This is a genomic window from Mesorhizobium sp. A556, from assembly GCF_054489545.1.
Genome location: NZ_JBTMXA010000001.1, coordinates 439,857 through 456,010, shown reverse-complemented (window position 1 = coordinate 456,010; position 16,154 = coordinate 439,857). Strand labels below are relative to the sequence as shown.

The 16,154-nt window shown below is 61.3% G+C and carries 16 protein-coding genes; 12 read left to right on the top strand and 4 right to left on the bottom strand.

Features of this window, described 5'->3' with window-relative positions; translation table 11 throughout:
- Window positions 1–3: 3 nt before the first annotated feature.
- Complete coding sequence (locus ACX3P0_RS02200; protein WP_459086223.1) at window positions 4–1,578, bottom strand: trimethylamine methyltransferase family protein; 1,575 nt, start codon at window positions 1,576–1,578, stop codon at window positions 4–6.
- Between the two features lie 256 nt (window positions 1,579–1,834).
- Here ACX3P0_RS02200 and ACX3P0_RS02195 point away from each other — a divergent pair, with 256 nt between their 5' ends.
- Window positions 1,835–2,533, top strand: a complete 699-nt coding sequence (locus tag ACX3P0_RS02195; RefSeq protein ID WP_459078425.1) for a corrinoid protein — start codon at window positions 1,835–1,837, stop codon at window positions 2,531–2,533.
- A 73-nt stretch (window positions 2,534–2,606) separates the two neighbouring features.
- Here ACX3P0_RS02195 and ACX3P0_RS02190 read toward each other — a convergent pair whose 3' ends face one another.
- The gene (locus tag ACX3P0_RS02190; RefSeq protein ID WP_459086221.1) at window positions 2,607–2,762 is read right to left on the bottom strand and encodes an entericidin domain-containing protein; all 156 of its coding nucleotides are present in this window, start codon (window positions 2,760–2,762) and stop codon (window positions 2,607–2,609) included.
- A gap of 63 nt (window positions 2,763–2,825) precedes the next feature.
- On the opposite strand from ACX3P0_RS02190, the gene ACX3P0_RS02185 reads away from it, so the two are divergent.
- From ACX3P0_RS02185 to ACX3P0_RS02150, 8 genes are all read left to right on the top strand, one after another.
- Complete coding sequence (locus tag ACX3P0_RS02185; RefSeq protein ID WP_459086219.1) at window positions 2,826–3,479, top strand: DUF1638 domain-containing protein; 654 nt, start codon at window positions 2,826–2,828, stop codon at window positions 3,477–3,479.
- A gap of 79 nt (window positions 3,480–3,558) precedes the next feature.
- Entirely contained in the window at window positions 3,559–4,155 is a 597-nt protein-coding gene (locus ACX3P0_RS02180; RefSeq protein ID WP_459078428.1) for a DUF4893 domain-containing protein, read from the top strand.
- A gap of 80 nt (window positions 4,156–4,235) precedes the next feature.
- Window positions 4,236–5,018, top strand: a complete 783-nt coding sequence (locus tag ACX3P0_RS02175; RefSeq protein WP_459086217.1) for a formyl transferase — start codon at window positions 4,236–4,238, stop codon at window positions 5,016–5,018.
- A gap of 131 nt (window positions 5,019–5,149) precedes the next feature.
- The gene (locus ACX3P0_RS02170; RefSeq protein WP_459078430.1) at window positions 5,150–5,452 is read left to right on the top strand and encodes a virulence factor; all 303 of its coding nucleotides are present in this window, start codon (window positions 5,150–5,152) and stop codon (window positions 5,450–5,452) included.
- A 52-nt stretch (window positions 5,453–5,504) separates the two neighbouring features.
- On the top strand, window positions 5,505–6,110 hold the full coding sequence (locus tag ACX3P0_RS02165) for a methylenetetrahydrofolate reductase C-terminal domain-containing protein (RefSeq protein WP_459078561.1): 606 nt from the start codon (window positions 5,505–5,507) through the stop codon (window positions 6,108–6,110).
- Window positions 6,107–7,198: a methylenetetrahydrofolate reductase gene (locus tag ACX3P0_RS02160; RefSeq protein WP_459078431.1), complete on the top strand. Its 1,092-nt coding sequence runs from the start codon at window positions 6,107–6,109 to the stop codon at window positions 7,196–7,198. The genes ACX3P0_RS02165 and ACX3P0_RS02160 overlap by 4 nt, the downstream gene beginning before the upstream one ends.
- A 78-nt stretch (window positions 7,199–7,276) precedes the next feature.
- Window positions 7,277–8,245, top strand: a complete 969-nt coding sequence (locus ACX3P0_RS02155; RefSeq protein ID WP_459078432.1) for a methyltetrahydrofolate cobalamin methyltransferase — start codon at window positions 7,277–7,279, stop codon at window positions 8,243–8,245.
- A 91-nt stretch (window positions 8,246–8,336) separates the two neighbouring features.
- Complete coding sequence (locus ACX3P0_RS02150) at window positions 8,337–10,418, top strand: ASKHA domain-containing protein (protein ID WP_459078433.1); 2,082 nt, start codon at window positions 8,337–8,339, stop codon at window positions 10,416–10,418.
- A 44-nt stretch (window positions 10,419–10,462) separates the two neighbouring features.
- On the opposite strand, the gene ACX3P0_RS02145 is transcribed toward ACX3P0_RS02150, so the two are convergent.
- Window positions 10,463–11,362, bottom strand: coding sequence for a LysR substrate-binding domain-containing protein (locus ACX3P0_RS02145; protein ID WP_459078434.1), 900 nt, complete (start codon window positions 11,360–11,362; stop codon window positions 10,463–10,465).
- 150 nt (window positions 11,363–11,512) lie between these two features.
- Between ACX3P0_RS02145 and ACX3P0_RS02140 the strand changes: the two genes are divergently transcribed.
- The 3 genes from ACX3P0_RS02140 to ACX3P0_RS02130 all read left to right on the top strand — a co-directional run bounded on the left by ACX3P0_RS02140 (window position 11,513) and on the right by ACX3P0_RS02130 (window position 13,350).
- Complete coding sequence (locus tag ACX3P0_RS02140; RefSeq protein WP_459078435.1) at window positions 11,513–11,698, top strand: hypothetical protein; 186 nt, start codon at window positions 11,513–11,515, stop codon at window positions 11,696–11,698.
- 257 nt (window positions 11,699–11,955) lie between these two features.
- Window positions 11,956–12,090, top strand: a complete 135-nt coding sequence (locus ACX3P0_RS02135) for a hypothetical protein (protein WP_459078436.1) — start codon at window positions 11,956–11,958, stop codon at window positions 12,088–12,090.
- 321 nt (window positions 12,091–12,411) lie between these two features.
- Complete coding sequence (locus ACX3P0_RS02130; RefSeq protein ID WP_459078562.1) at window positions 12,412–13,350, top strand: GlxA family transcriptional regulator; 939 nt, start codon at window positions 12,412–12,414, stop codon at window positions 13,348–13,350.
- Window positions 13,351–13,435: 85 nt separating this feature from the next.
- Here ACX3P0_RS02130 and ACX3P0_RS02125 read toward each other — a convergent pair whose 3' ends face one another.
- On the bottom strand, window positions 13,436–15,997 hold the full coding sequence (locus ACX3P0_RS02125; RefSeq protein ID WP_459086215.1) for a GcvT family protein: 2,562 nt from the start codon (window positions 15,995–15,997) through the stop codon (window positions 13,436–13,438).
- Between the last annotated feature and the right edge of the window lie 157 nt (window positions 15,998–16,154).

The window sequence follows — 16,154 nt, the reverse complement described above, 5'->3', positions numbered from 1 at the left end:
CTTTCAAGTGAAGGCGTCGGGCATGGACTCCTTCTTTTTGGCGATGAAGTCCTTCAAGCCATCGTCGATGCCCGGATCGAGGAACGGCGCTTCGTATGTCTCCAGCCAATGGCGAGCCAGGATGTTGGCGCGCTGCGGCGCGGTCTTTTCGCCCTCGGCCAGCCATTGCTCGAACGAATTGTTGTCGGCAATGGACGAGCGGTAGAAGGCTGTCTGGAAGTTCGCCTGCGTGTGGTCGCAGCCGAGATAATGGCTGCCCGGCCCGACCTGGCGGATAGCGTCCATCGCCTGGCCGTTTTCGGAAAGATCCACGCCCTCGGCGAATTTCTGCGTCATGCCGAGTTGGTCGATGTCCATCATGAACTTGTCGTAGCTGGAGGCGAGGCCGCCTTCGAGCCAACCTGCCGCATGCAGCACGAAATTGGTGCCGGCCAGAATGGTCGAATTCAGCGTGTTGGCGCTCTCATAGGCGGCCTGCGCATCCTCGACCTTGGAGGCGCACAGCGAACCGCCGGTGCGGAACGGCAGACCGACACGGCGCGCAAGCTGCGCCGCACCGTAAGACACCAGCGACGGCTCCGGCGTACCGAAGGTCGGCGCACCCGACTGCATCGAAATGGACGATGCGAAAGTGCCGAACAGCACCGGCGCACCCGGCTTGATCAACTGGGTGAAGGAAGCGCCGGCCAGCACTTCGGCCAGAACCTGCGTCAGCGTGCCGGCAACCGTCACCGGGCTCATCGCGCCGGCCAGAATGAACGGGGTTACGATGCAGGCCTGGTTGTGGCGCGCATAGACTTTCAGCGCGCCCAGCATGGTTTCGTCGAATACCATCGGCGAGTTGGCGTTGATGAGCGAGGTCAAAACCGTGTTGTTTTCGACGAAATCGTCACCGAACAGGATCTTGGCCATCGCGATCGTATCTTCCGCGCGCTCAGGTGCTGTGACCGACCCCATGAACGGCTTGTCGGAATACTTGATGTGCGAATAGATCATGTCGAGATGGCGCTTGTTGACCGGCACGTCGACAGGCTCGCACACCGTGCCGCCCGAATGGTGGATCGACGGCGCCATATAGGCCAGCTTCACGAAATTGCGGAAATCCTCGATCGTCGCATAACGGCGGTTGCCGTCGAGATCGCGCACGAAGGGCGGACCATAGACCGGCGCGAATACGGTGGCGTTGCCGCCGATCTGCACGGAGCGCTCGCTGTTTCGCGCATGCTGCGTGTAAACGGAGGGCGCGGTCTTCAGCAGCGACCGGCACAGGCCCTTGGGAAAGTGCACGCGCTCGCCCTTTACGTCGGCGCCGGCTTCTTTCCAGAGCTTCAGCGCTTCTTCGTCGTCGCGGAAGATGATGCCGGTCTCTTCGAGAACAATGTCCGTATTCTTCTCGATCAGCGCCAGACCTTCCTCGTCCAGCACGTCGTAAACCTTGATGTTGCGCTTGATATAGGTGAGCTGGGTGCCGGGGCCGCCGCCGGAACGCGCCGCGCGCCGCGCCGCCGCGCCGCCGCTGGCTGCACGCCCGCGTCGCGTATTCGACGCTTCCTGGTCAACTGCCGCGTGTTCGCTCATGATCGTTCTTCCTTGAAAACGTTTCCGGCCGCTCATATTGCGGCTTCCCGCCGGATCGTAGTCATGCACCCTAATCGAAACGGCCAGCCAGCGCCAACGCCTGTCGCAAAATCGACAAGGAATCCGATTGATTTCCAGTCGCTTTCTTTTTGCCGGAAGTCGCAAATCAGCTATGGATAGACACCCCCCACGGGATAGGTATTGTCCAACGTATTAGCCCTGCGGCTGATCGCTTGGCATTTGGAGCTGGATAAACATGGCCGACGACGAGATCATTCTGTCCGAGCTTTCCGACGACGAACTCGTGCAGCAGATGCACGACGACCTTTATGACGGGTTGAAGGAGGAAATCGAGGAAGGCACCAACATCCTGCTGGAGCGCGGCTGGATACCCTACAAGGTCCTGACCGAGGCCCTGGTCGAGGGCATGCGCATCGTCGGCGAGGATTTCCGCGACGGCATCCTGTTCGTGCCGGAAGTGTTGCTGTCCGCCAACGCCATGAAGGCCGGCATGTTCATCCTGCGCCCGCTGCTTGCAGCCACCGGCGCACCGAAGCAGGGCAAGATGGTCATCGGCACCGTCAAGGGCGATATCCACGACATCGGCAAGAACCTTGTCGGCATGATGATGGAAGGTGCGGGCTTCGACATCATCGATCTCGGCATCAACAACTCGGTCGAGAAATATCTCGCCGCCATCGAAGAGCACCAGCCCGACATCCTGGGCATGTCGGCGCTTTTGACCACGACCATGCCTTACATGAAGGTCGTGATCGACACGATGAAGGAAAAGGGCATCCGCGACGATTACGTCGTCATGGTCGGCGGCGCGCCGCTCAACGAAGAGTTCGGCAAGGCTGTCGGCGCCGATGCTTATTGCCGCGATGCGGCCGTGGCGGTCGAGACGGCCAAGGACTTCATGAAGCGCAAGCACAACCTTCTCGCCAACGCCTGAACAACGAGAGGGCCGCCCTTTCGAGCGGCCCTTCGGCTGACCACACCACGGTTAAGTGGGAAGCCTGCAAGTATTACTCCGTAGCGTTGGCGACGTTGTTGCCAGCGTTCTGCGTGGCGTTGACCGTATTTGCCGCGTCCTTGCCGACACCGCGGATGGTGTTGGCGCAGCCGGTCACGACCAACAGGCTGGCAATGGCGGCGATGGATGAATATCTGGATAGTGTCATGACTGGCCTTCCCTCTCATGAATGAACGCGCCTCCACAAACGGCAGAACGTTGAACTTGTTCCATGGAACACGCGCTTAAAATCACCAACGCCGACAAGGCCGGAAAGCCCGAGCGGCTTTTGGTCATCGCCTGCGGCATGCTGGCGCGCGAAATCCTGGCGGTGAAGCAGGAACTCAAGCTCGATCACCTCGAACTCACCTGCCTGCCCGCCGAGTTCCATTTTTATCCCGACCGTATCGCGCCGGCCATGGACAAGGCCATCACCGACGCCAAGGCTGAAGGCTACGAGCATATCTTCGTCGGCTATGCCGATTGCGGCACGGGCGGCTATCTCGACCGGGTCTGCGAGAAACACGATGTCGAGCGCATGCCCGGTCCGCACTGCTTTGCCTTCTACCAAGGCATGGAAGCCTACCGGAAACTGGCCGACGACGACATGATGTCGTTCTACATGACCGACTTCCTGTGCCGCCAGTTCGATGCCTTCTTTATGAAGCCGCTCGGGCTGGACAAGCATCCGGAGCTTATCCAGGACTATTTCGGCAATTACGAAAAGCTGATCTACCTTGCCCAAACCGACGATCCGGAACTCGACAAGGTAGCTGAAAGCGCCGCAAAAATGCTCGGCCTTGTCTATGAGCGCCGCCCCACCGGTTATGGCGACCTGCCGGCCGGACTCGCGCATGCCGCACGAATTGCTGCTCGGGCCAAATAGACCTGTATCCTGCCCGGCCGTTGGCTATGACGCCCAAACCCCGTATGCTTCCCGTTGCAGGCCAAAAACGGGGGACTGGATGAATTTTCGCACGATAGGCCTCGCGGCCGTTTTGGCGATTGGCGCATCGGCCGCCCTGGCGGATGGGGTGGTGCAAAAGCTCATCACGCCGGCTGATAAAACCCGGCTCGATCAGTATGGCGAGACGCGCAAGGCAGCGCTCAAGGAAGCCAGGGCTGGCGATCCGGCTGAGGTGAAGCAACTGGACGATCTGCTCGCCAGGCCGCTGGTGGCGTTTTCGGACACTAATCTAACCGGCAACTGGGACCTAACCGGCAACTGGCGCTGCCGCACCATCAAGGTCGGTGGCGATTTCGGTGCTCTGGTCATCTATGGCTGGTTCAAATGCAAGGTTACGGACGACGGCTCCGGCTGGTTCCTGAAAAAGACCAGCGGCTCGCAGCGCACCACCGGGCTCTTCTACGACGATGGCGAAAAACGTTCGATCTATCTCGGCTCCTTCTACGTCGCGGGCGATCCTGTGGAACCCTATGGCAGCGGCCCCAAGACCGATCAGGTCGGCTACGCTTTCCGCAACGGCCCGGATGCGTGGCGCATCGAATTCCCCGCGCCATACTATGAATCCAACCTCGACATTCTTGAGTTCAAGCGCTGAACACCAAGGCTTAACCGGGTCAAGCACAGGATATTGGCGAGTGCGCGCGGCAGACCCTGCGCCGACAACAAGGTCGAGCCATGGCTTCAACGATTGAATCGCACGCCCCGATCGTGGTCGTCACCGAAGGCGGCTTGCATATCTGGGCCATCGTCAACGCGCTTGCGGACCCTTTCGGTCCGATCGACGTGATCCTCGAACAGCCTGAATCGAAAAAGCACCTGCTGATGCGGCGCGCCCGCCGGCAGGGCTGGGTTTCGGCTGCCGGGCAGCTTGGAACCATGCTGCTGACGCGATTGGGCAAGCGATTCTTCACCGGCCATATGCAAAAAATGATCCGCGAGGAAAATCTGCGCATCGAACCCTCGGCCGATCAGTCGGTCATCCACGTCCCGTCAGCCAATTCGCGCGCCTGCCTAGAGGCGATTGCGAAAATCCGGCCGGACGTCGTGTTGCTGGCCGGGTGCCGCCTGATGTCCAAGGACATCCTCTCCGAAATTCTCTGCCCTGTGCTCAATTACCACGCCGGGATCACGCCAAAATATCGCGGCATGAACGGCGGCTATTGGGCATTGGCCTCCAATGACGCGGAAAATTTCGGCACGACGGTCCATCTCGTCGATTCCGGCGTCGATACGGGTGCTGTGTTGCGCCAGGCGCGGGGAACGCCGCAACCGGGCGATACGATTTCAAGCTACGCGCTGCGGCAGGCAGCCTTTTCGCGCGCAATTTGTGTCGAGGCGGTTGCGGATGCGCTGGCCGGAAAGCTCTCGCCATTCGACCCCAAATTACCTTCGAAACAATGGTTTCACCCGACCGTCTGGTTCTATCTCTGGGCCGGATTCCGGCGTGGCGTCTGGTAGAAAACCCCTTACTCGCGATCTTTCTTTTTGCGACATCCGCATCTGTCGCTTTTGAAGGCGCGCGCGTCGTCCCATAACAAGCAGTCCGACAACGCATGCAGCAATGCTCGAAACTACGAGGAGTACAATTCATGGCCGATCTGATCGTCGTTTACTGGCGCGATATTCCTGCCCAAGTCATTGTGAAAAGAGGCCGGCAGACCGCCAAGCGCGAACTGTCGCTGCGCTTCACCGAAGCCATCGACATGGCCGCTATGCGCAGTGGCTCGGCCGAGTCCGGCGACTATTTGTCCGAGTGGCGCAAGGCCGATCCGGTGCCTGTCAGCGATGAGCTAGAGGCCGAGGCGGACAAGGCGGCGGCGCACCTCGAAGAAAAATTCGACCGGGAGCGACTGATCGCTCTCGCCAAGGCAGGCGGCAAGGAAAATGTCTGAAAACCAGCCGGCATCGACCACGGCCGCCGGACCGGCAACAGCTTCAAACACCATGGTGCCCCCGGCCCCGGCAGGGGTGACGCAGGCAACCATGGTCAAGAAGACGGCGCCGAAAAGCGCCTATAAGCCGGCCGACGTTTCGCCGCAGCGGCGCGTGCAGCGTTCGTTTGCGGTGCGGCTCTGGTCGGTGCGGCATTCGCGGCTGCTCGAATGGTTTTATGCCAAGTTCGCCGACGCCTTCCTGATGCTGCATCCCCTGTGGAAGGGCATCGGCTATGGCCGCGTCGAAGCACCGATCAAATTCATCGAGAAGCGCGTGAAAGGCTTCATGTTCGACTGCCGCATGTGCGGCCAGTGCGTCCTGTCCTCGACCGGCATGTCATGCCCGATGAACTGCCCCAAGCAGTTACGCAACGGCCCCTGCGGTGGTGTCCGCGCCAACGGTCATTGCGAAGTGGAACCGGGCATGCCCTGCGTCTGGGTCAAGGCATGGGAAGGTTCCCGGCAGATGGTGCATGGCGACAAGATTCTCGACGTCCAGAAACCGGTCGACCAGTCGTTGCGTGAAACATCGGCCTGGCTTCGGGTGACCGCTCAGGCCGCTGCCGCCCGTGAAACCGCCAAGGCCGCATCAATCAACAACGGGGCATCGGCATGATCGGGCGCCAGCGCGACGAAAACCCGGCCGGCATCGACCTGCCGCTGGAGCCCCTGCCCGGCCACACGTCGCGCGGGCGGCTGGAACGCATATTGCGGCGCGGCGAATTCGCGGTGACGACCGAACTCAATCCGCCCGACAGCGCCGATCCCGAAGACGTTTATAACCGCGCCAAGATATTCGAAGGCTGGGTCGACGCCATCAACGCGGTCGATGCTTCGGGCGCGAATTGCCATATGTCGTCCGTGGGCATCTGCGCCCTTTTGACCCGCATGGGCTATGCGCCGATCATGCAGATCGCCTGCCGCGACAAGAACCGCATCGCCATCCAGGGCGACGTGTTGGGTGGGGCCGCCATGGGCGTCGCCAACATGCTTTGCCTGACCGGTGACGGCGTGCAGGCGGGCGACCAGCCCGGCGCCAAGCCGGTGTTCGACCTCGACTGCATGTCCCTGCTCGAAACCGTCCGCATCATGCGCGACAACGGCAAATTCCTGTCGGGTCGCAAGCTGACGACGCCGCCGCAGTTGTTTTTGGGTGCAGCCATCAATCCCTTCGCACCGCCCTACGATTTCCGCCCGCACCGGCTCGGCAAGAAGATCGCCGCCGGCGCGCAATTCGTGCAAAGCCAATACTGTTTCGACGTACCGATGTTTCGCACCTATATGCAAAATGTACGCGACCTCGGCTACACGGATAAGGTCTTCATCCTGTGCGGCGTCGGTCCGCTGGCTTCGGCCAAGACGGCGAAGTGGATCCGGGGCAACGTGCCGGGCATCCATATTCCCGACGCTGTCATCAAGCGGCTGGAAGGCGCGCAGGACCAGAAGAAGGAAGGCAAGCAGCTCTGCATCGACATCATCGACGAGGTGAAGGAAATCCCCGGTGTCTCGGGTATCCATGTGATGGCCTATCGCCAAGAGGAGTATGTGGCCGAGATCGTCGACGAATCGGGCGTGCTGAAGGGTCGTCGGCCCTGGAAGCGCGAGGCGCGAAGCGACGACCAGATGGTTTCGGACCGGCTCGACCAGATATTGAACGAAGACATTACCGAAACGCAGGTGGATATGGTGAAGACCGCGCATTGACCGGATGACGGCAACCAAACGCTTGATAGAAAACAGATAACGATATAAAGAACCCTTTATATCTTAATGGAGAAATTCATGACCCGCACCATCGTCGCCTCGGCGACCCGTGAGATCGTCATCGGCTTCGATCAGCCCTTTTGCGTGATCGGTGAGCGCATCAATCCGACGGGTCGCAAGAAGCTTGCGGCCGAGATGCAGGCTGGCAATTTCGAGACAGTCATCCGGGACGCACTGCAGCAGGCCGCGTGCGGCGCGACCATGCTCGACATCAATGCGGGCGTCACCTCCGTCAATCCGAATGAAACGGAGCCTGGCCTGCTGGTTCAGACGCTGGAAATCGTCCAGAACCTGGTCGACCTGCCGCTGTCCATCGACAGTTCGGTGTCGGCGGCCATCGAGGCGGCGCTGAAGGTCGCCAAGGGCCGCCCGCTGGTCAATTCCGTCACCGGCGAGGAAGAAAAACTCGAGGCCATCCTGCCGCTTATCAAGAAGTACAATGTGCCGGTCGTCGCCATCTCCAACGACGAGACCGGCATTTCCATGGACCCCGACGTACGTTTCGCCGTCGCCAAGAAGATCGTCGAGCGTTGCGCCGATTTCGGCATCCCCGCGCACGACGTGGTCGTCGACCCGCTGGTCATGCCGATCGGCGCGCTGGGCGACGCGGGCCGGCAGGTTTTTGCGCTGCTGCGCCGGCTTCGCGAAGAACTCAAGGTCAACACCACGTGCGGCCTGTCCAACATTTCGTTCGGCCTGCCGCATCGCCACGGCATCAATGCCGGCTTCATCCCGATGGTCATCGGCGCCGGCATGACCAGCGCGATCATGAACCCGGTCCGTCCGCAGGAAATGGAAGCCGTGCGCGCCGCCAATGTGCTCGCCGGCACCGACAAGGACTGCACGAACTGGATCAAGATCTACAAGGATTACAAGCCCGGCGAACACGCCGCCCCGCCGCAGGTCGCCGTCAATGCGCCGGGCGACGGTGCCGCCGGCGGTGGACGCCGCCGCGGCGGACGCGAAGCCCGGATGGGCCGAGGTTAGGTAGCACGAAGTATCGCCTTCTCCCTTCAAAAGACCGGAGAAGGGTAGAATCGAGAGCGGCCAACCTGCACTGGCCGGAAAGTGAAGTATAATGAACACGCAGCCAAAATTGACCGACCCGTTGGTGCTGTTCATGCCTTCCGGCAAGCGGGGCCGCTTCCCCATCGGCACGCCGCTGCTGGATGCGGCCCGCCAGCTCGGCGTCTATGTCGAAAGCGTCTGCGGCGGTCGCGCCACCTGTGGGCGCTGCCAGATCGAAGTGCAGGAAGGCAATTTCGCCAAGCACCAGATCGTCTCCTCGCTCGACCACATTTCGCCAAAAGGCCCGAAGGAGGAGCGCTACGAACACATTCGCGGCCTGCCCGACGGCCGCCGTCTGTCCTGCTCGGCAACGGTTCAGGGCGATCTTGTCATCGACGTGCCGCAAGACACCGTCATCAACGCGCAGGTGGTGCGCAAGGCCGCTAGCGACCGCCATATCGAGCGCAACCCCGCCATCCAGCTTTGCTATGTCGAACTGGAAGAGCCCGACATGCACAAGCCGCTGGGTGACCTCGACCGCCTGAAGCTGGTTTTGGAAAAGGACTGGGGTTGGAAGGACCCGCTGATTGCCCCCCATCTGATCCCGCAGGTGCAGGGCATCCTTCGCAAAGGAAATTGGGGCGTCACCGTCGCCATCCATCGCGACATGGACGTTTCGCGCCCGTTCATCATTTCCATGTGGCCGGGCCTGAAGAACGAGGCCTATGGCATCGCCTGCGACATCGGCTCGACCACCATCGCCATGCATCTGGTGTCGCTGTTGTCAGGCCGCATCGTCGGGTCTTCGGGCACGTCCAATCCGCAGATCCGCTTCGGCGAAGATCTGATGAGCCGCGTGTCCTACGTGATGATGAACCCGGACGGCCGCGAAGCCATGACGATTGCCGTGCGCCAGGCGGTCAATGAATTGATCGGCAAGGTCTGCGAGGAAGGTGGCGTCGACCGCCACGACATTCTGGACGCCGTATTCGTCGCCAACCCGATCATGCACCATCTGTTCCTCGGCATCGATCCGACCGAGCTCGGCCAGGCGCCCTTCGCGCTCGCTGTATCGGGCGCGTTGCAATACTGGGCGCACGACATCGACATCGACATCAACCGCGGCGCGCGGCTCTACACGCTGCCTTGCATTGCCGGCCATGTCGGCGCGGATGCCGCAGGCGCCACGCTTGCCGAAGGCCCCTACCGTCAGGACAAGATGATGCTGCTGGTCGATGTCGGCACCAATGCCGAAATCATCCTCGGCAACCGCGCGCGGGTGGTTGCGGCTTCCTCGCCGACCGGCCCAGCGTTCGAGGGGGCCGAGATTTCCGGCGGCCAGCGCGCCGCACCGGGCGCCATCGAGCGCGTGCGCATCGACCCGGAAACGCTGGAGCCGAAATTCCGGGTCATCGGCGTCGAACTATGGTCCGACGAAGCAGGCTTCGATGAGGCTGCAAAAGCGGTCGGCGTCACCGGCATCTGCGGCTCCGCCATCATTGAAGTGGTGGCCGAAATGTACCTGTCGGGCATCATCTCCGAAGACGGCGTCATCAATGGCGACCTTGGTGCGCGCTCGCCGCGCGTATTCCAGGACGGCCGCACCTTCTCCTACCTGCTGCGCGACGGCGAACCGCGCCTGGTCATCACCCAGCGCGACGTGCGCGCGATCCAGCTCGCCAAGGCGGCACTCTATGCCGGCGTCAAGCTATTGATGGAAAAACAGGGCGTCGACCACGTCGACATGATCCGCTTCGCCGGCGCATTCGGCTCGTTCATCGATCCAAAATACGCCATGGTGCTGGGCCTGATCCCCGATTGCGACCTGGCCGAGGTCAAGGCCGTCGGCAACGCTTCCGGCACCGGTGCGCTCATGGCCCTGCTCAACCGCGAACATCGCCGCGAGATCGAGGACGAGGTTCATCGCATCGAGAAGATCGAGACGGCACTTGAGCCGCATTTCCAGCAGATCTTCATCGACGCCATGGCGCTTCCCAACAAGGTCGATGCGTTCCCCCACCTGTCGAAAGCGGTCAAGCTGCCGCCCCGGCAGATGGATTCGGCCGAGAGCATCGCGGCTGCCGCCGCCGGTGACGCCGCGCCGCGCCGCCGCTCTCGGGAAGAACGCGCGGCGCGACGCAGCCGCGATTAGACCATACGCATCGCCTTGCTACCGAGGCGATGCATAGTCCACGGTCAGAACTTTCCCGTTTCCCTGAACACATCGAACGTCGTTCGAATGTGATCAGCGACGGCATTCACGGGTGCGCTGGCGTCGGGCGATACTACCATGGCCAGATTGTAGTTGCCGATGGAAGGCAAGCCGTCTTTTGAGCCGAGTTCGACCATATCGTTGCCGAGGAAGGATTTCGGCAGCGGCGCGACCGCAAGGTCGGCCATGATGGCGGCGCGCTGGCCCGCCGTATGCGAACTCATATAGGCCACCCGGTAATTGCGGCCTTCACGGCCAAGCGCATCCAGCGCCCCTGCCCGCCAGACGCAGCCCTCTTCCCACATCGACACCGGCAAGGGCTCGCGCATATAGGCGCAGCCACCCTTTGCGCCGGCCCACACGATCGGCTCGGTGAGCAGCACTTCCGCGCCAATCGCGCTGGTCTTGTAGGAATTGGTCAGCAGCGTGATGTCCAGCGCCCTGTCGTCCATGCGCCGCCGAAGATTGACGCTCTGGTCGATGGTGACGTCCACCGCGATAGACGGGTGGGACTGGGCGAACCGCTTGAGCACATGCGGCAACACGCGTTCGCCGTAATCGTCCGGCGACCCCAGGCGCACGACGCCGATCATGTCGGGAACGATGAATTTGGCGACGGCCTCCCGGTTGATCGCCAAAAGCCTGCGCGCATAACCGAGCAGCATTTCACCGTCCGTCGTCAGCGCCACCGAGCGGGCATCGCGGGAAAATACGGAGCGGCCAAGGATATCCTCCAGCTTCTTGATCTGCATCGAAACGGCTGACGGAGTGCGAAACACCGCATTGGCGGCGGTGGTGAAACTGCCGGTTTCGGCGATGGCCACAAAGGTGCGCAAAACGTCGAGGTCAAGCAGTGGCAAAGGGTGATTGAGTGGGGCGTTCATCGGGAAGTCGCTTTCAATTTTTCTGATTCAAAAGATCATTCCATTTCGTTTGATTGAACAGCATTTCGGGCTGATAGTCAATTCCAAGAGTACGGGATCGTCCCGTAGGTCGACGCCGGAAATGCCCGGCAACCATGGAAGGAGAAGGCTATGTCTATCTTGTCATCCATCGGCCAGATCGCTACCCGTTATAGCGCTGCCCGCGCCCGCTACCTCACCGAACGCAGCATCCGTTCGCTGCCGCCGGAACTGCAAAAAGACATTGGCTGGCCCGAAGTCGCCGATTGCCTCACCCGCAACAGCCTCACCCTCGACCCCTGCGCGGGAGCGCGCTAACGCTGAGAACTTGGCCTGCCGACATAGCGCGGCAGGCCACCTGGCAAAGACGTAAAATGCCTTTGCCGGGTGGACGATCCTGGGAAGCGTAGCGCAACAGTGACCAAGTCCCGGTCTTCTGTCGCTTTTCATATCTAGCGCTTCGTTTTTGCGATCTACTTTTCGTCCACACACGCCTATATGCGCATCCAGCAAACGAGCTGCCCCACTCCATTAAGCGAAGGCGACCCGTCTAAGCAAACCGAATGGAGATTGAGATGAAGTTCTTTAGCCGCCTGTTTACCCGCCGCGAAATGAACCTGACGACGGCGCTCGAGCGCCAGCGCCTTGCCAACACCATGCCCGGCCAGACCGGTGCGGTCGCGGCTGCCCGCCTTGGCTTCGTGGCCTGATCCAGCCTGTCCTCCAGGCAACGTTCTACACATCTGACTTGAGCGCCGCTTCGGTTTTGCCAAAGCGGCGCTTTCGCTCGCCTCAACCGGATCACGAGCAGCGCAACTATACTTTGATCTGCGATTGCCCATCTGCGACCCATGTCGCAATTTAATCTTCCGGGGCCAGCGTAGCATATTGACAGGAAACGTTTTTCCTGATGACGCTATACTGATCGCGACGTTCTGTTCGCGCCATCGTCGCGGTGGGAGATTTCCGTGAACGTCGCAAAGCAATCAGTCAAAAGATCGCTCGTTTTCTTTCTCGTACCCGACTTCACCATGATCGCTTTTGCGACGGCGCTCGACCCCCTGCGCTCGGCAAACCGGATGCTCGGCTACGAGGCGTATCGCTGGCGCCTCACAAGCATCGACGGATTGCCGGTTCGTGCATCCAACGGTGTGGAATGCGCCGTGGATACCTCCCTTGAGGACGAGCGCAGGAAGATGTCCGGCATCGACAGGCCCTCGATGGCCATTGTCTGCAGCGGCATCGATGTTGAAAGATACCATAACAAGTCCGCTTTCGCGTGGCTGCGCGAGGAATACAATCGCGGCGTCGCCATCGGCGGCCTCTGCACCGGCGCGCACATCCTGGCGGCGGCCGGCCTGTTGTCCAACAAGCGCTGCGCCATCCACTGGGAAAACCTGCCGGGGTTCTCGGAGGCCTTTCCCAAGGCAAACGTGTTCGCCGATCTGTTTGAGGTCGACCAGAACATCTATACCTGCGCCGGCGGCACCGCAGCGCTCGATATGATGTTGAAGCTGATCGGCGACGATTTCGACGAGAGCCTCGTCAATCGGGTCTGCGAGCAGGTGCTGACCGACCGCGTGCGCAGCCCCACCGACCGCCAGCGCCTGCCATTACGCGCGCGTTTGGGCGTCCAGAACTCCAAGGTGCTGACCATCATCGAACTGATGGAAGCGAATTTGTCCGAACCTTTATCCCTGATCGAGATCGCCGATCATGTGGATTTGTCGCGGCGCCAGATCGAGCGGCTGTTCCGTACCGAAATGGGCAGGTCGCCCGCCCGCTACTATCTGGAAATTAGGCTCGACCGCGCCCGCCACCTGCTGATCCAGTCGTCCATGCCTGTCGTCGAAGTGGCGGTAGCCTGCGGCTTCGTTTCGGCGTCACATTTTTCCAAATGCTACCGCGAACTCTATGCGCGTTCCCCCCAGCAGGAGCGCGTCGACAGGAAGCAGTTGCTGGTAGCCTAAGCTGCGTGGACGGCTACGGAAGTGGCCGCAGTTGCGGCCGGCCCAGCCGACTTTGTCAGATGGCCGGGCCGTACCGCTGCCGATATCAGCTTCGCGGCTTTAGATTCTCCGGGTCGTAGAGCGGCTTGTAGCCGACGCCGGCAACCTCGACCGGATAGGTCTCGCCAAAATATTCGACCGTCAGCTTCTTGCCTTCCTGGCAGTAAGCCCAGGGTAGGTAAGCCAGCGCTATGTTCTTGCCGACGGTCGGGCCGTAGGCGACAGAACTCGTGTACGACGGGCGGCCGAGTTCATCCACCAATGTCTCGCCCGTTGCCGGGTCCATGACCGGCATGATGCCGACCGGGTAGCGCGCGACACCCTTGGCATCGACATTGTCGGTCATGACCAGGGTGCAGAGCATGGTAGGCTGGTGCTCGCGGGCTCGATATTCCAGATGCTTCGCCTTGCCGCAAAAATCGGCTTCCTTGACCTTCGGTCGGGCAAGATCGGCCTCGTAGAGATTGTATTCGGTCAACAAATCGGCGTTCTGGAGGCGCAGGCTTTTCTCCATGCGGCGGCTGTTGGCGTAGGTCTCGACGCCGACGGCCATGACGCCGGTCGAGCGCAACGCGTCCCAGACGGCCAAACCGTCCTCGTAGCGCATGTGCAGTTCCCAGCCCTGCTCGCCGACATAAGAGAGGCGGAAAGCGGTGACGTCCTTGCCGCCTATACGGACCGGCTTGATCGCGGCAAACGGGAAATTCTCCAGCGACAGGCCTTCGGGATTTTCTACGACCTTCTGCAATGTCTGGCGGGCGTTCGGCCCCCATATGCCGATGGTGATGTATTTTTCAGTCACGTCAGTAACCGTAACGTCGAAGCCCCTGTCGGCCGCCGCCCGGCGGATGTAGTGGAAATCGCGCGGGCCCGCGTCCGCGCCGTCGATGACCCGGCAACGATCCGCCATGCGGATCACGGTCAAATCGGCGCGCACCATGCCTTCCTCGTCGAGGAAGTGGGTGTAGATGCCCTTGCCGATCATGTTGTCGCCGCCGATCTTGGCCGCGCACAGCCATTCCATCAGCGCCACATGGTCCGGCCCTTCGACGTCGACGATCGCGAAATGCGACAGGTTGATGATGCCGCAATCCTCGCTCAGGGCGAGATGCTCGGCGTTGGAGACGCGCCAAAAATGTCGGTTGTCCCATTCGTTTTCGCGCACCGGCACGCGGTTGCCGTATTTTTCAAGCAGATGCTCGTTGGCGGCATAGCCGTGGGCGCGCTCCCAGCCGCCCAGTTCCATGAAATAGCCGCCGAGTTCCTTCTCGCGCTCGTAGAAGGGCGAGCGGCGGATGTCGCGGCCCTTGGAAAAGGGTTCGCGCGGATGCACCGCCGGGTTGTAAACCTTCATGGCGGTTTCCGTGCAGCGGTCCCAGATGTGCTGCTCGGTCATCTGGTGCGGGTTGAAGCGCGCAAAATCGATGGCGTGATGGTCGATGGGCGTGCGGCCGTCCGTCATCCAGTCGGCGATGAGCTTGCCCATGCCGGGACCGTCCTTGACCCAGATGCCGACGGCATACCAAAGCCCCCGGACCTTCTGACTCTCGCCCATGGATGGGCCGCCATCGCTTGTCACCTGCAACAGGCCGTTGAAGGAATGGCTCTCATTATAGCCCAGCTCGCCCAGGATCGGCGTCAGTTCCATGGCGCGCTCCAGCGGCGTCATGATCTGTTCCATGTCGAGGTCGCGCTGCGACGGCGACAGGCGCGCCTGATCCTTCTCCAGAATGTCGCGCGGGTGGCAAAGGCGCGGGTTGGTTTCCTCGTAATAGCCCCACTCGATCTGCCCGCCCTCGGCGGTCTTGGGGTCGCCGGTGTCGCGCATATAGGCCGAGTTGCCCTGGTCGCGCAGCAGCGGCCAACCGATCTCCTTGCCGGTGCCGGCAAATTCATTGTACGGCCCGAAGAAGGTCAGCGGATGGTCGATCGGCATGACAGGCAGATCCTCGCCGGCCATTTCGGCGATCAGCCGGCCCCAGATGCCGGCACAAACCACCACATGGTCGGCCATGATGGTGCCGCGCGTCGTCACCACACCCTTGATGCGGCCGTTTTCGATGATCAGTGACTTGGCTGACGTATTGGCGAAGGCCGTAAGCTTGCCCGACGCCTCCCCCAGGTCGACCAGCTTGCCGGCAACCGTCTGCGAGCGCGGAATGACGAGGCCGGCGTCCGGGTCCCACAGCCCGCCCTGCACCATGTCCTCTTCGATCAGCGGAAATTTCTCCTTGATCTCGGCCGGCTCGATCAGGCGCGCGCGTGTGCCGAACGCTTTGCCAGATGCGACTTTGCGCTTGATTTCGTCCATACGCGCATCGTCGCCGACGCGCGCGACCTCAAGGCCGCCGACACGCGCGTAATGGCCCATCTTGTCGAAAAATTCGATGGAGTAATGCGTCGTCCAGCAGGACAGGAGGTCATGGCTGGTGGCATAGCAGAAATCGGAAGCATGCGCCGTCGAGCCGATATCGGTCGGGATTCCGGACTTGTCGATGCCGACGATATCGTCCCATCCGCGTTCGATCAGGTGATGGGCGATCGATGCCCCCACGATACCGCCCAGACCGATAATGACGACCTTCGCCTTTGCCGGAAACTCTGCCATTTTCTGCTACTCCGAGGTGGGATTTCGCGCACACTACAGAGCGCCGCGACGCGATTAAAGCTTGTTTGCGACACGCTGGATATGCGGCGCGACTTGGACCCTGTAAGGCCGCTTAACCTTCCCCCGCACCGACTTAACGAAATCATCGGCTTTTGCT